This window comes from Bradyrhizobium sp. U87765 SZCCT0048 (genome assembly GCF_018131225.1).
Lineage (GTDB): Bacteria > Pseudomonadota > Alphaproteobacteria > Rhizobiales > Xanthobacteraceae > Bradyrhizobium_A.
The window spans coordinates 40471-55289 of record NZ_JAFCMM010000001.1 but is presented as its reverse complement, the minus strand read 5'-3'; the positions used below and the strand labels follow the sequence as shown (position 1 = coordinate 55289).

The 14819-nt window shown below is 67.2% G+C and carries 10 protein-coding genes; 6 read left to right on the top strand and 4 right to left on the bottom strand.

The window, feature by feature from the left end; all coding sequences use genetic code 11:
- The first annotated feature begins 87 nt into the window (after positions 1–87).
- A complete protein-coding gene (locus JQ639_RS00235; protein ID WP_211969936.1) occupies positions 88–1290 on the top strand; it encodes a UbiH/UbiF family hydroxylase in 1203 nt (400 codons plus the stop codon).
- 33 nt (positions 1291–1323) lie between these two features.
- Here JQ639_RS00235 and JQ639_RS00230 read toward each other — a convergent pair whose 3' ends face one another.
- Entirely contained in the window at positions 1324–2277 is a 954-nt protein-coding gene (locus JQ639_RS00230; RefSeq protein WP_211969935.1) for an AEC family transporter, read from the bottom strand.
- 123 nt (positions 2278–2400) lie between these two features.
- On the opposite strand from JQ639_RS00230, the gene hspQ reads away from it, so the two are divergent.
- Positions 2401–2733 carry a heat shock protein HspQ gene (gene hspQ, locus JQ639_RS00225; RefSeq protein WP_211969934.1) on the top strand — a complete coding sequence of 111 codons (333 nt, stop codon included), beginning with the start codon at positions 2401–2403 and terminating at the stop codon, positions 2731–2733.
- Between the two features lie 138 nt (positions 2734–2871).
- Here the strand turns inward: hspQ and JQ639_RS00220 are convergent, their stop codons facing one another.
- Entirely contained in the window at positions 2872–3681 is an 810-nt protein-coding gene (locus JQ639_RS00220; protein ID WP_211969933.1) for an invasion associated locus B family protein, read from the bottom strand.
- A 387-nt stretch (positions 3682–4068) separates the two neighbouring features.
- On the opposite strand from JQ639_RS00220, the gene JQ639_RS00215 reads away from it, so the two are divergent.
- The 3 genes from JQ639_RS00215 to JQ639_RS00205 all read left to right on the top strand — a co-directional run bounded on the left by JQ639_RS00215 (position 4069) and on the right by JQ639_RS00205 (position 8715).
- Positions 4069–5784, top strand: coding sequence for an extracellular solute-binding protein (locus JQ639_RS00215; protein WP_249123635.1), 1716 nt, complete (start codon positions 4069–4071; stop codon positions 5782–5784).
- Between the two features lie 42 nt (positions 5785–5826).
- Positions 5827–7362 (top strand): AMP-binding protein, encoded by a 1536-nt coding sequence (locus tag JQ639_RS00210; protein WP_211969931.1) that lies wholly within the window; start codon positions 5827–5829, stop codon positions 7360–7362.
- 114 nt (positions 7363–7476) lie between these two features.
- The gene (locus JQ639_RS00205; RefSeq protein WP_211969930.1) at positions 7477–8715 is read left to right on the top strand and encodes a GGDEF domain-containing protein; all 1239 of its coding nucleotides are present in this window, start codon (positions 7477–7479) and stop codon (positions 8713–8715) included.
- A 15-nt stretch (positions 8716–8730) separates the two neighbouring features.
- Here JQ639_RS00205 and mfd read toward each other — a convergent pair whose 3' ends face one another.
- On the bottom strand, positions 8731–12252 hold the full coding sequence (gene mfd / locus JQ639_RS00200; RefSeq protein WP_211969929.1) for a transcription-repair coupling factor: 3522 nt from the start codon (positions 12250–12252) through the stop codon (positions 8731–8733).
- Positions 12249–12539: an FAD assembly factor SdhE gene (locus JQ639_RS00195; RefSeq protein WP_211969928.1), complete on the bottom strand. Its 291-nt coding sequence runs from the start codon at positions 12537–12539 to the stop codon at positions 12249–12251. The genes mfd and JQ639_RS00195 overlap by 4 nt, the downstream gene beginning before the upstream one ends.
- A 162-nt stretch (positions 12540–12701) precedes the next feature.
- Between JQ639_RS00195 and recG the strand changes: the two genes are divergently transcribed.
- Positions 12702–14804 carry an ATP-dependent DNA helicase RecG gene (gene recG, locus JQ639_RS00190; RefSeq protein WP_211969927.1) on the top strand — a complete coding sequence of 701 codons (2103 nt, stop codon included), beginning with the start codon at positions 12702–12704 and terminating at the stop codon, positions 14802–14804.
- The last annotated feature ends 15 nt before the right edge of the window (positions 14805–14819 follow it).

Sequence of the window (14819 nt, the reverse complement as noted above, 5' to 3'; positions counted from 1 at the left end):
GCGGCGATGCGTCGCGTGACTGTCATATCGCGCTGCCCTCGCAAAGCCGATTGCGGGACCCCAGCGAGGTCCTTATATCCAGTGCCCATGGATGACGCGCCGCGCCCGCTTCCCTTGTTCGATGTCGCCGTGATCGGCGGCGGCCCCACCGGCCTCGTGGCCGCCATCGCGCTGGCGACGCGCGGCGCCACCACCGCCCTGGTGGCCCGTCGCGCACCCTACGCCGACAACCGGACCACCGCCCTGCTCGGCCAGTCGATTGATCTGCTGGAGACCATCGACGTCTGGCCGCGCTGCGCCGACAGCGCCGCGCCGCTGCGCGTCATGCGGCTGGTCGACGACACCGGCCGTCTGGTCCGCGCTCCCGAAGTCCGGTTCTCGAGCAACGAGATCGGTCGCGACGCATTCGGCTACAACATCGAGAACAAGGTGCTGGTGGCAGCCCTCGAGGCACGTGCCGCCGAGCTTGCGAACCTGATCCGCCTCGACGACGAGGCCGATGCGGTCACTCCGCACGACGATGCCGTTCATGTCCGCACCCGGCTTGGCCAGACGCTTGACGCGCGCCTCGTGGTCGGCGCCGAGGGGCGCCATTCGATCAGCCGGGATGCCGCCGGCATCGGCGTCAGCCGGCGCGCACTGACCCAGACCGCCCTCACCTTCAATGTCGGCCATGCCCGCCCGCATCACGACACGTCGACCGAATTCCATACGCCCAACGGCCCATGCGTCTTCGTGCCGCTGCCCGGCGCCCGCTCCAGCGTGGTGTGGGTGACCTCTGCCGCCGAGGCCGCGCGCCTCATGGCGCTGAGCGACGACGAACTGTCGGCTGCGGCCGAGCAGCGCGCCCACTCGATCCTCGGCCGCATGCGCGTCGAGGGCGGACGCCACATGTTTCCGCTGGCGTTCGAACGCCCCCGGCGATTTGCGATGCAGCGTGTCGTGCTGGTTGGCGAGGCCGCCCACGTGCTGCCGCCGATCGGCGCGCAAGGGCTCAACATGGGCTTGCGCGATGCCGCTGATATCGCAGCCATCGCCGGTGACGCACTCGCCCGTCACGGTGACCCCGGAGCCGAAGCCGAGTTGTCGCGCTTCGAGCGTGCCCGCTGGGCCGACATCAACAGCCGCACGGTCATGATCGATCTCGCCAACCGCTCGCTGCTGAGCGACCTGCTGCCGCTGCAGATGCTGCGCGCGGCCGGCATGCATCTGCTCGGCGGCGCCGGGCCGGTGCGACGTCTGGCGATGCGCGAGGGCCTTGCGCCGTCTTGGCGGTCGAACCGGCGCTAAGCGCCGCCCCCCGCCGGCCGCCAAAGGTGCGGTTTAGGGCAGCGGGATCTGCCCCGTTTTCAGCGCCCACATCACGCTCGTCAGCGTCACCACCGACACGAACGTTCCCAGCAGCACCGCGGCGGAGGCCGGCTCGATCCAGGCGTCATACTGCCGCGCGATCACGAACACATTGAGCGCCGGCGGGAGCGAGGCCATCAGGATTGCCGTCGCCGACCATTCGGGCACGAACGGACCCAGCGCGAACAGCAGGCCGAACACCACGAGCGGATGCGCCACCAGCTTGACCAGGATGATGCCGGGCACCTCCCACGGCACGCGGCTGAACGGCCGCAGCGCGACCGTGACGCCCAGCGCGAACAGCGCGACCGGGGCAGCCGCGCCCTGCAGGAACTGCAGCATGTTGTCGATCGCCGTCGGCGGATGCCAGTGCAGCGCGGCGGCAATGGTGCCGCAGTAGGCCGCGACGATCAGCGGATGGAAGACGATCTGCCTGATCACCGAGACGATGGTCGGCCACAGCCGCTGCTGCTTGCCGCCGGAGATCGCGATCAATAGCGGTGCCAGCGAGAACAGCAGGATGTTGTCGAAGCAGAAGATCAGCGCGACGGGCGCTGCCGCCTTGGCCCCCAGCGTCGCGAGCGCAAGGCCCGGCCCCATGTAGCCGATGTTGCCATAGCCGCCGGCGAGACCGGCGAGCGTCGCCTCGCGCAGCGACAGCCTGCCCATCAGCCGTCCGATGAGCGCGGACAGCGTGAACGCGATCGCGGTAGCCGTGGTGGTCGCCACCACGAACGGCAGATTGTTGAGCTCTTCGAACGGCGTCTTCGCCAGGATCCGGAAAAACAACGCCGGCAGCGAGACGTAGAGCAGGAAGAAATTCATCCAGGCGAGACCGGCCTCGGGCAGCGCCCGGAACTTGCCGCAGGCGAAGCCGACGAAGATCAGCCCGAAATAGGGCAAAGCCAGATTCAATATATCGATCATGGAGATAGGTGGCGCTTGGGCGCTTCTTCCGGAGGCATGAGGACTACGCTGGTGCGATTCGGAGGGCTCGGCGGAGGGGTATTGCCACTAGCATCGGCCACAATCCTGGTCTATCGACGGGACATGATCAAAGCGCGCACCGCCAAGTTCCAGATCGGTCAGATCGTTCGGCACCGGATCTTTTCGTTCCGGGGCGTGATCTTCGACATCGATCCGGAATTCAACAACACGGAAGAATGGTGGTTGTCCATCCCCGAAGGGGTCCGCCCCCACAAGGATCAGCCCTTCTACCATCTGCTGGCCGAGAACTCCGAAACCGAGTACGTCGCCTACGTGTCCGAGCAGAACCTCGTTCCTGACGAATCCGGCGAGCCGATCCGCCATTCGCAGGTCGCCGAAATTTTCGTGAAGGACAAGTCCGGGGGCTATCGTCCGCGCAATCCTTCGCTGAACTGAACGCGACGACGGCGCCGCATTCTCTCAACGCGCGCACCGTCGAACAAGCAGGTGCATCACAGCGGCTGAAGCCGATGGGCAGAAACAAAAAGGGCGCGCATCACTGCGCGCCCTTTTGCTTGTCGGTTCAGCCGAGGGTCACTTCGGCGCGGCCGGCGCAGCACCGTTGGCAGCGGGGGCAGCCTGCTCGAGCTTCTGACGCGCCTCGTTGGCCCGCTTCTGCAGCTCGTCCTGCAGCTTCTTCTGGTTCTCTTCGAACACCTTCGGGTCCGTCGGCGGACCGTCATAGGCCTTGGCGAAGCTGGCACCACCAGTCTCCTGCAGCGGCAGCGGCAGGGTCAGCGGCGCGCCGTTGGAGTTGATCGCCTGAACGATGAGGTTCTGGCCCTTCTTCAGGTTGGCGATCATTTCGGGGGTCGCTTCGTAGTCGGACATGCAGCCGTTGGCGAAGCAGATCACGTACGGGCTCTGGGCCGGCGGGTTACCGTCGATGATCACCCGGGTGCCGTGCACCAGCTGCATGCCGAGCGGCAGCGTCACGCGCAGGATCTTCTTGGGCTCGCCTTCCGGCTCGATGATCACGGCGGCGACGACCGGCTGGCCGGACTCGATGCGGCCGTCCTTGCCGGTGAAGCAGATCTGCTTGGCATTGGCGTCCTGGCCCTTGAGGCAGAACTTGGTCCACGGCGCGTAGATCAGCTGGACCTGCTGCTGCTCGGGCTGCTGCTGAGCCTGCGGCGCGGCCGCTGGGGCCTGGGCGGCGGGAGCGGCAGGCGCAGCCTTCGGAGCAGCCTTCGGAGCCGCGGCCTTCGGCGCCGCCTTGGGTGCGGCGGGCGCCGGCGCCGGCTGCTGGGCAGAAGCGGTCGAAATGGTCAATGTCGCGACGGCCAGCGCCGCCAAAACCCGCCCGCGCGGCAGCGCCGGCACGGCCAAGAGACGAAAATTCATTGCGGAAGACCCTTTCTGAACCGTGGTATCGAAACCGCAGATGCCAGCGCCACCCCCGACGACCGGTGGCTGTCTCTGCGGCAAATAAGGCGGCAGCGTGACCGGTCGAACGGCCCGCCCTCAATCGCCCGCCTTCATACATCCGCCGACGAAAAGATCAATGGCGACGGTAACTTTTGACAAGATCATGAGGTCATGTCCGGGGCCGTCATGGTACAAAATGACGTGCAGATGACCGAATCGAACGAGGCTTTCGGACGGGCATTGCGGCGAGCCGGCAGGTGCCTGCGCGGGGTCGGCCGAATGGCAGCCGGATTGGTTTGCGTTGCCGCGTCCGCCGCCATCGCGGCACCGGAATCCGCCCCCGCCCCGACCATCGGCATCGCCATGCATGGTGCGCCGGCCCTGGCGCCGGACGTCGACCACATGCCCTACGTCAATCCCGCCGCCCCCAAGGGCGGCCGGCTGACGTTCGGAATTCTCGGCACCTTCGACAGCCTCAATCCGTTGATCGTGAAGGGGCTCGCGGTGCAGCAGATCCGCGGCTATGTCATCGAAAGCCTGCTCACGCGAGGACAGAACGAGCCGTTCACCCTCTACGGGCTTCTCGCCGACCGTATCGAGACCGACGACGCCCGCAGCTTCGTCACCTTTCACCTCAACGCCAGGGCCCGCTTCGCCGACGGCCGACCGGTGCTGGCCGAGGATGTGCTGTTCTCGTGGGAACTGTTGCGCGACCACGGCCGCCCCAACCACCGCCTGTACTATGCCAAGGTCGCGAAGGCCGAAGCGCTCGATCCACGCACCGTCCGCTTCGTGTTCGACGACGCCGGAGACCGCGAACTGCCGCTGATCCTCGGCCTGATGCCGGTGCTGCCCAGACACGCCCTCGATCCCGCACGCTTCGAGGACACGTCGCTCGCCCCGCCGCTCGGCTCCGGGCCGTATCGGGTCAGCGAGGTCAATCCGGGCACCCGTGTCGTTTTCAAGCGCAACCCCGACTACTGGGGGCGCGACCTCGCGGTGAACCGCGGGCTATGGAATTTCGACGAAGTGCGGCTCGACTACTACCGCGAGGCCAACGGTGCGTTCGAAGCGTTCAAACGGGGGCTCTACGACTTCCGCGTCGAGACCGATCCGCTGCGCTGGCACGAAGGTTACGACTTTCCCGCCGCGCGACGCGGCGATGTCGTCCGCAGCGAAATCCGCACCGGCCTGCCCAAGCCGTCGGAGTTCCTGGTATTCAACACACGGCGACCGATATTTGCCGATCGCCGCGTACGCCAGGCGCTGACCCTGCTGTTCGATTTCGAGTGGATCAACCGCAACTACTTCTTCGGCCTCTATACGCGATCGGGCGGCTTTTTCGCGGGCTCCGATCTGTCGGCATATGGCCAGCCGGCGGATGCGCGCGAACGCGCCCTGCTTGCCCCTCATGGCGCAGCGTTGCTGCCCGAGATCCTGGATGGAGGCTGGCGGCTGCCGGTGAGCGACGGTTCGGGGCGCGACCGCGACACGTTGCGGTCGGCGCTGACCCTGCTGGAGGACGCCGGCTACGAACTCGACGGCACGACGCTGCGCGACAAGGCAACCAGAACGGCGTTCGGCTTCGAGTTCCTGGTCACCACGCGTGAGCAGGAACGTATCGCACTGGCGTTCGCCCGCGACGTCAAACGCGCCGGCATCGTCCTGTCGGTGCGCGTGGTCGATGCGGTCCAATATGACCAGCGCAAGCTGGCCTACGATTTCGACATGATCCAGAATCGCTGGGACCAGTCGTTGTCTCCCGGCAACGAGCAGAGCTTCTACTGGGGCAGCGCCGCCGCCGACAATCCGGGCACACGCAACTACATGGGCGCGAAGGAGCCAGCCGTCGACGCCATGATCGGCGCCCTGCTCGAGGCCCGCACCCGCCCAAGCTTGGTCTCCGCCGTCCGCGCACTCGACCGTGTCCTGATGTCCGGATTCTACGCGATCCCCCTCTACAATGCCGACAGGCAATGGATCGCGCGATGGAATCGGATACAACAACCTCCAACGAATGCGCTGAGCGGGTATCTGCCCGAGACGTGGTGGCAGCGGCCGACCGCGGCGGGACAGTGACCTTGCGCGACGCCAACCGGATCGAATTCTGGAACCAATCAGGTGTCTGACCGGACCGCCCCCAGGACCAGCCAGCCGGCGAACGCCGCGCCTTCGCCGTCTCTCGACGACATCTTCCGCCGCCTGGTCGCGCGCCAGCCCGGCCTGCCGGCCCTGATCGATCCGCCGGACAAACGGCGCATCACAGGTATCGCGCCATCGGCGCTGACCTTCGCCGAGGCCGACCTCGCCGTATCGTCGCTCGCCGCGCAGTTCGTCAATTCGGGCCTGCCGGCTGGTTCGGTGATCGCGATCCAACTGCCCAATACGGTCGAGTTCATGCTGACCGTACTGGCGGCGTTGCGCGCCGGCCTCGTCATCGCCCTGGTACCGCAGTTGTGGCGCCAGGCCGAGCTGTCGGCCGCGCTCAACCGCACTGGCGCCCGGGCCATCGTGACCATGGGCACGATCGACGGCGTCAACCACGCGGATCTCGCCATGAACGCCGCGGTCGAGGCGTTTTCCATCCGTCAGGTGTTCGGCTTCGGCACCGGTCTGCCCGAAGGCATGACCCCGCTCGACGGCCAACCGGAAGCATCGCCCCGATTCCCGACCCAGGACGCCCGCCGGGTGGCGGCGATCTCGTTCGATGTCACGCCGGAGGGATCGCGGGCGATCCCGCGTACCCAACTCAATCTCATCGCCGGCGGCCTTGCGGTCTTCCTCGAAAGCGGCATCGCCCAGGGCGCCATGCTGCTGTCGACCATGCAGCCCTCGTCGTTCGCCGGCCTCACCGCCTCGCTGGTGACCTGGCTGTTGAGCGGCGGCACACTGGCGCTACACCATCCCTTCGACAACGACATCCTCGAGCAGCAGCTGGCCGACGAGAAGTGCTCCGCCCTGGTGGCACCGGGACCGCTGGTCGGCCGCCTGGTCGAGGCGGGGATCATCGGCCGCCTGCCCGCGTTGCGCCATGTCGTCGGACTATGGCGCGCACCTGAGCAGATCGCCTCGAGCCCCGAATGGCCGGTCGAGACCGCGACACTGACCGATGTCTACCTGTTCGGCGAAATCGGGCTGTTCGGCGCCAGGCGCGGAGAGAACGGCGCTCCGGCCCCGATCGAGCCGGGCCCCCATGGCGCGCCCCGCCACGAACCGACGACCGCGATGGCGGGCGATATCCTGCTGACCCCCCACGGCACGCTGGCGTTGCGCGGCCCGATGGTGCCGGCGTCGGCCTACCGGCCGCTTCCGGACGGCAGCCGTGGTTCGCCGGTGGCTCCGCCACCGGTGCCGGCCGACTATGTCGACACCGGCTATGCCGCGCGACGCGATCGCGCCAGCGGCGCCTTGTGCATCACAGCGCCACCGGCCGGCGTGATGTCCGTTGGCGGCTATCGCTTCCTCGCCAATGACCTGCAGGAGTGGGCGAAGAGACTGGCGCAAGGCGCGATGCTGACGGCGCTTCCCGACCGCCTCAGTGGCCATCGCCTGGCAGGCCGGGCCAGCGACAATGCACGGGCTCGCGAGGCGCTGAGCGCACTCGGTCTCAATCCGCTGATGGTCGAGGCTTTCCGCGATCGAACGATCGGCGCCTGATCGATTCGGCTCAAACTTCGCCACCGCCATTGACGCGGTATTAAGGGCAATGGGCCAATCTTGTGGAGCGTCGTGCGTTGTCGGCGCATTCGCAAGACAGCCGCCTGCCCGACGATGTCCCAGCAAGCTTCCGTACTCTGCATCACCGACGCCGACGTCCCGGCATCGCAGGCCCTTGCCGACCTCGGGATTTTTCCCCTGATCGACACCGCCTGGTACGATGCGGACGAAGCCATCGCGCGGCTGCAGCCCGCAGCCGTGGTGGTGATGGATGGCGACGACAAGCGCCTTGCCGCCATCGCCGCGCAGGTCGAGGCGATTTCGCCTTATGTCCCATTGATCACCGTCGATCCCGTGACGCTCACAGGCCTTCCCAACGTGCTGCCTCTGTCAACGACGGCCGATGGGCGGTTTGACAGGCTTGGCGCCCGGCTCAACGCGGCACTGCGCGTCCGAACGCTCCACGCCACCGTACTGCGCCGGATCGGCGACGACGCCGCCCTGCAGGGACAGGTGCCGACCGGTGACCCGCTCGACGACGCCACCGTCCTGCTGATCGGCCGCGGCGCCTCCTACCCGGCTCTTTCCATCGCCCTCGGCGAGCGCATGGGCGTGGTCGGCGCGCTCAGCATCGAGGCAGCCGCCAAGCACCTCAACAGCCGCGATCTCGACGGCGTGGTGATCGGCGAAGGTTTCAGCCATCGCGTGATCGACGCATTCCTGACGGTGCTCCACGAGGATCCGCGCTTCCGCGATCTGCCAGCGGTCCTGTCCGGCGCGGCTGCCGCCTTCACCGCGCTGCCACCGCTGCCCAATCTCGAGGTCGTGTCCGGCACGCCCGAGGACGTTGCCAGCCATGCTGCCCCGCTGATCCGCCAGCATGCCTTCGACGCCCGCCTGACGCGGGTGCTGCAGTCCCTCGAACACGGCGGCCTGCTCGATGCCCGCACCGGATTGTTGACGCCCGAGGCCTTCGAGGCCGACTTCGCAAAGGCCGTCGAGGATACCCACAAGCGCGGCGGCGGCCTGTCGGCGGCGCGGATCAATTTCGGCGTCGCACCGGAGCGCGTGCGCTTCGACGCCGCCCGCATTCTTGGCCGCCTGATGCGGCGGATGGATTTTGCGACGCTGCAGGACGACGGCGCTGTCATCCTCACCTTCGCCGAGACCGATCTGCGGACCGCCCACATGATCGTGCGCCGGCTGGCCAGCGTCCTCAAGCAGACGATGCTGGGACTGAGCCACGAGGCCCGCATCACGCCCGACGTGACGCTGGTGACGCTGCTGCCGAAGGATACGCCGGCGAGCCTGATCGAGCGCCTGCGCGGCGACGATCGCCGCGCCGCATCCTGAACAGAACACCGGCTGTCAGGCTGCCTTCTTGCCTTCTGCCAGAGTCGCCAGGTCCCTGAGGATCGTGGTCGTGCCTTCGAGGCGCTCTTCGGGCGTGTGCCATTCCTGCAGGAACACGACCTTCATGTCCGGGCGGACCTTGGCCGCGGCGCCATGGGTGCGGATGAACGCCACCAGACGATCGGGATGGGCGAACGCATTGTCACGGAACGTGATGACGGCGCCCTTGGGACCGGCGTCGACCTTCTCGACATTGGCACGGCGGCAGTAGGCCTTGATGGCGACGACCTTGAACAGGTAACGCACCTCGTCCGGCAGCGGACCGAAGCGGTCGCGCAATTCGGCGCCGAAATCGGCGATCTGGTCGTCGGTGTCGAGATCGGCGAGACGGCGGTAGAGCGACAGCCGCACCGACAGGTCCTTGACGTAGTCGTCGGGGATCAGCACCGGCATGCCCAGCGTGATCTGCGGTGACCAGCGGTCGGCCACCGGCTCGGTAATGCCCGCCTTGAGGCTGGTGATCGCCTCCTCCAGCATCGACTGGTAAAGCTCGAAGCCGACTTCCTTGATGTGGCCGGACTGCTCCTCGCCGAGCAGGTTGCCCGAACCGCGGATGTCGAGATCGTGCGAGGCCAGCTGGAAGCCGGCACCGAGGTTTTCCAGGGACTGCAGCACCTTGAGACGGCGCTCGGCCTGGGGCGTGATCTTGTGCTGTGCCGGCAGGGTAAACAGTGCGTAGGCGCGCAGCTTGGAACGCCCGACGCGGCCACGCAGCTGATAGAGCTGGGCGAGACCGAACATGTCGGCGCGATGCACGATCAGCGTGTTGGCCGAAGGAATATCGAGGCCAGATTCCACGATCGTGGTCGACAGCAGGATGTCGTACTTGCCATCGTAGAACGCCGACATGATGTCCTCGATGACGCTCGGCGGCATCTGGCCGTGGGCGACCGCGACCTTCATCTCCGGCACGTGCTTGTCGAGGAAATCCTTGGCCTCGGCGAGGTCGTCGATCCGCGGGCAGACATAGAACGCCTGGCCGCCGCGATAACGCTCGCGCAGCAGCGCCTCGCGGATCATCAGCGGATCGAACGGCGCCACGAAGGTGCGCACCGCGAGGCGGTCGACCGGCGGCGAGGCGATGATGGAGAGATCGCGCACGCCGGTCAGCGCCAGTTGCAGGGTGCGCGGGATCGGCGTCGCGCTCAGAGTCAGCACATGGACCTCGGAGCGCAGCTGCTTGAGCTTTTCCTTGTGGCTGACGCCGAAATGCTGCTCCTCGTCGACGATCAGGAGGCCAAGATCCTTGAACTTGATGGCCTTGCCGAGCAGCGCATGGGTGCCGACGACGATGTCCACCGTGCCGTCGGCAAGGCCCTTCTTGACGTTGGTCAGTTCCTTGCCGGCGACAAGGCGCGACACCTGGGCGACATTGACCGGGAAGCCGCGGAACCGCTCTGTGAAGTTCTTGGCGTGCTGGCGCGCGAGCAGCGTGGTCGGCACGACGACGGCGACCTGCCGGCCCTCGAGCGCGACCGCGAAGGCGGCGCGCAACGCAACTTCCGTCTTGCCGAAACCAACGTCGCCGCACACCAGGCGGTCCATCGGTCGGCCGGTTTCGAGGTCGTGCAGGGTCGCGTTGATGGCGCCGAGCTGATCCTCGGTCTCCTCATAGGGAAAGCGGGCGCAGAACTCGTCGTAGGTGCCCTGCTGTACCGGAAACTTGGGGGCTTCGTGGAGGAAGCGCTCGGCCGCCACCTTGATCAGGTCGCCCGCGATCTCGCGGATCTTGTTCTTGAGCTTGGCCTTGCGCGCCTGCCAGCCGCTGCCGCCAAGACGGTCGAGTTCGACATCGGTCTGCTCGGAGCCATAACGCGACAGCAGCTCGATGTTCTCGACCGGCAGAAACAGCTTGGTCTCGTTGGCGTAGCGCAGTTCGAGACAGTCGTGCGGCGCACCGGCGACATCCAGGGTCTGCAGGCCGACGAAGCGGCCGATGCCGTGCTCGACATGGACGACGAGATCGCCGGTCGACAGGCTGGTGACCTCGGAGATGAAGTTTTCAAGCTTCTTGCCGGCCCGGCGCGGACGCACCAGACGATCGCCCAGAATGTCCTGCTCGGTGATCACCGCGATGGCGTCGGTCTCGAAACCCGCTTCGAGGCCGACGACAGCCAGCGTGGTCTCGTTGCGCGGCGTCGCCTGCACCGTGCGCCAGACGTTGATGCTGGTGAGATTGAGCAGCTTGTGGTCGCGCAGCATGTTGGCCATGCGCTCGCGCGAGCCTTCGGTCCACAGCGCGACCATGACTTTCTTGCGCGCCGCCTGCAGGCCCTGGATATGGGCGACCACGGCCTCGAAGACGTTGACGGCGGTGTCGGCGCGCTCGGGCGCAAAATTGCGCCCCTGCCGCAGGCCGGCGTCGATGACGTTATCCGCCTCCGGCACGGCGAACGGCGACAGCCGCGCCAGCGCCGCTTTGGCCAGCAGACCACTCCATTCCTCATCGGTCAGATAGAGCTGGTCCGGCGGCAACGGCTTGTACAACGCTCCGCCACCCGGGTGCTCCAGCGCCTCGCGCCGCGCTTCGTAGTAGTCCTTGATCTGGCTGATGCGCTCGCGCGCCGCATCCTCGCTCTGCGGTTCGATGGTGACCGGCGCACCGCCGAGATAGTCGAACAGCGTGTCCATGCGCTCCTGGAACAGCGGCAGCCAGTGCTCCATGCCCGGATGCCGCCGCCCCTCGCTCACCGCCTCGTAGAGCATGTCGTCGCGCTGCGGCGCGCCGAAGGTCGCCACATAGCCCATGCGGAAACGGCGGATGGTCTCGGTGACCAGCTGGAATTCGGCGACCGGCACGAGGTCGAGCGCGCGCATGTCGAGCAGCGTGCGCTGCGTCTCCGGATCGAATGTCCTGATCGATTCCAGCGTGTCGCCGAAGAAGTCGAAACGCACCGGCTGATCGAGGCCGGCGGGAAACAGATCGAGGATACCGCCGCGCACGGCGTATTCGCCGGACTCGCGCACGGTGGACGAACGGTTGTAGCCATTGTGCTCGAGCCAGGCGACGATCGAGTCCATGCCGACCGCATGACCAGGGGCCACCGACAGGGCCTGGGCGGCGATGACCTCGCGCGGCGGCACGCGCTGCAGGATGGCGTTGACGGTGGTCAGCACGATCAGCGGCTTGTCGCCGCGCTTGAGGCGCGACAGCCGCGCGAGGGTGGTGACGCGCTGCGCGACGATGCCGCCATGAGGCGAGACGCGGTCATAGGGCTGACAGTCCCACGCCGGAAACTGCAGCACGGCGATATCGGGAGCAAAGAACTCCAGCGCCCGCGCGAGCTGGGCCATACGTGGCCCGTCGCGGCAGACGACCGCGAGACTGACCGCCGGCGGGTTGGCCCGGGCGGAAACGGCGCGCGCGAGGTCGGAGGCGATGAGGCCTTCCGCGCCCTCGGCGACATTGGCGAGCGTCAGGGAGCGGCCCGGCGACAACAGTTCGGCCGGCGAACGCGATGCAGTCGGCTTGCTCATGCGCCGGCGTCCGTCGCCTGGAAGGCCTTGATGCGCTGGAACACGCCACGGGTGAATTCCGCCGGCAATTCGGCGCCGCCGCTCAGCGCCGCGTACAGATCCGGATCCGGCAGCTCGCCCAGCCGCTCGAGATCGTCGAGCTCGCTGTCGGTGAGATCAGCGATATGGGCATCGGCGAACCGGCCCAGGATCAGGTCCATCTCGCGCATGCCGCGATGCCAGCAGCGAAAGAGCAGCCGCTTGCGGCGGTCATCGAGCCCTGCACTCGATCGTGTCGTTCCTGTCATGTCTCAAACCCGGTCCAACGCCAAAAGCCCGGACGTGCCGGGCGCGCTTGATATAACCTCGCCCGCGGCCGATGTCAGCAGCCCAGTTGCGGGAACAGACCCTTGCATTGCATTCAGGTTATGCAAAAGCGAGCATCCTGCTTCACCCCTTGAGTCGGCCGCATGCGTCCCGAGCGTCTCAACCCCCTGTTCGTGCCGGTTACGAACCTTGCCGGTGTCGGACCGAAGCAGGACAAGCTGTTCCGCTACCTGCTGGACCGCAGCGAGACGCCGCGGCTCGTCGACCTGCTGCTGCACCTGCCTGCAAGCGTGATCGACCGGCGGGCGCGACCGAAAATCCGGGACGTGGTGCAGGGCACCGTGGTCACCCTGGACGTCACGGTGGACCGGCATCGTCCCGCACCGCCCGGACGCTCGCGTGCGCCCTATCTGGTCTATGCCAGCGACGATACCGGCGACGTCCTGCTGACGTTCTTCCGTCCCAAGGGCGACTATGTCGAGCGGCTGCTGCCGATCGGCACGCGACGCTTCGTCTCGGGCACGGCCCAGATGTTCGACGGCACGCTGCAGATCGTCCACCCCGACCGCGTCGTCGACGAGGCCGGCCTGGCCAAGCTGTCGCTGATCGAGCCGGTCTACCCACTGACCGAAGGGCTTGCCCTCGGCGCGCTGCGCCGCGCCGTCGCGCAGGCACTCACCCGGCTGCCCGAGATGCCGGAATGGATTGCCCCGGACGTGCTGCGCCGCTGCAGTTTCCCGCCGTTCGCCGTGGCGCTGAACCATCTTCATGCGCCGCAGGAGCTGACCGACATTCTGCCGGACGGTCCCTTCTGGTCCCGCCTCGCCTATGACGAACTGCTCGCCGGCCAGCTGGCGCTGGCGCTGGTCCGTGCGCAGTTGCGGCGTCCGGCGGGTGCCCGCAATGCCGGCGACGGCCATCTGCGCCGGCGCATCATCGACGCGCTGCCCTACGTACTCACCACTTCGCAGCAACAGGCCGTGACCGCGATCGCTCACGACCTCACCCAACCGTTGCGCATGCTGCGGCTGCTGCAGGGCGACGTCGGCTCGGGCAAGACAGTGGTCGCCCTGCTCGCCGCGGCCGCGGTCGCCGAGGTCGGCAGCCAGTCGGCGCTGATGGCGCCGACCGAGATCCTGGCCCGCCAGCACCACAAGACGATTGCGCCGATGGCGGAAGCCGCAGGCGTCCGTGTCGCCATTCTCACCGGCCGCGAGAAAGGTCGGGAGCGCCGTACCCTGCTGGCGCAACTCGCCGCCGGCGAGATCGATCTGCTGGTCGGCACCCATGCGCTGATCCAGGACGACGTCATCTTCAAGTCGCTGGCGCTGGCGATCGTCGACGAGCAGCACCGTTTCGGGGTGCGCGAGCGGCTGGCGCTCACCGACAAGGGCCGCGCCGTCGACGTGCTGGTGCTGAGCGCGACCCCGATCCCGCGCACACTGGTCCTGACCTTCTTCGGTGACATGGACATCTCCGAGCTGCGCGAGAAGCCCGCCGGACGGCAACCGATCGATACCCGCGCGGTGCCGTCGACGCGGCTGAACGAGGTCATGGACGCCGTCGGGCGGGCGCTCAAGGGCGGCAAGCGCGTCTACTGGATCTGCCCGCTGGTCGAGGAATCCGAAAAGCTCGACTTCCTGATCGATGCGGAGCAACGCTTCGCAAGCCTGCAGGAGCGTTTTGGTGCCGACGTCGGCCTCGTCCACGGCAAGATGAAGGGCGCCGAGAAGGACGAGGTGATGGGACGCTTCGCGTCCGGCGCCATCAGCCTTCTTGTCGCCACTACCGTGGTTGAGGTCGGCGTCGATGTCCCGGCGGCCACCATCATGGTCATCGAGAACGCCGAGCGCTTTGGCCTTGCGCAGTTGCATCAATTGCGGGGACGCATCGGCCGCGGCTCGGAGGCGTCGACCTGTGTCCTGCTCTACCGCGAGCCGCTGAGCGAGATGTCCCAGGCGCGGCTGCGGGTGATCCGCGACACCACCGATGGCTTTCGCATTGCCGAAGAGGACCTCAAGCTGCGCGGCGAAGGCGACGTGCTGGGAACACGCCAGAGCGGCTTACCCGGCTATCGCATCGCCCGCCCCGAGGTACATGCGCAGTTGATCGCACAGGCCCGCAACGAGACCCTGCGCATCATGAAGGATAATCCGCAGCTGACGGGAGCCGAGGGCGAGGCGCTGCGTTGCCTGCTCTATCTGTTCGAGCGCGACGAGGCGATCGCACTGCTCGGCGCGGGATAATTTTCCTTTGCTAAA

What these genes read in the sequence shown, in the direction of transcription:
- JQ639_RS00235 (WP_211969936.1), top strand. Translation starts at nt 88, where the DNA reads ATGGATGACGCGCCGCGCCCGCTTCCCTTGTTCGATGTCGCCGTGATC.
- JQ639_RS00230 (WP_211969935.1), bottom strand. Translation starts at nt 2,277, where the DNA reads ATGATCGATATATTGAATCTGGCTTTGCCCTATTTCGGGCTGATCTTC.
- hspQ (WP_211969934.1), top strand. Translation starts at nt 2,401, where the DNA reads ATGATCAAAGCGCGCACCGCCAAGTTCCAGATCGGTCAGATCGTTCGG.
- JQ639_RS00220 (WP_211969933.1), bottom strand. Translation starts at nt 3,681, where the DNA reads ATGAATTTTCGTCTCTTGGCCGTGCCGGCGCTGCCGCGCGGGCGGGTT.
- JQ639_RS00215 (WP_249123635.1), top strand. Translation starts at nt 4,069, where the DNA reads ATGCATGGTGCGCCGGCCCTGGCGCCGGACGTCGACCACATGCCCTAC.
- JQ639_RS00205 (WP_211969930.1), top strand. Translation starts at nt 7,477, where the DNA reads ATGTCCCAGCAAGCTTCCGTACTCTGCATCACCGACGCCGACGTCCCG.
- mfd (WP_211969929.1), bottom strand. Translation starts at nt 12,252, where the DNA reads ATGAGCAAGCCGACTGCATCGCGTTCGCCGGCCGAACTGTTGTCGCCG.
- JQ639_RS00195 (WP_211969928.1), bottom strand. Translation starts at nt 12,539, where the DNA reads ATGACAGGAACGACACGATCGAGTGCAGGGCTCGATGACCGCCGCAAG.
- recG (WP_211969927.1), top strand. Translation starts at nt 12,702, where the DNA reads ATGCGTCCCGAGCGTCTCAACCCCCTGTTCGTGCCGGTTACGAACCTT.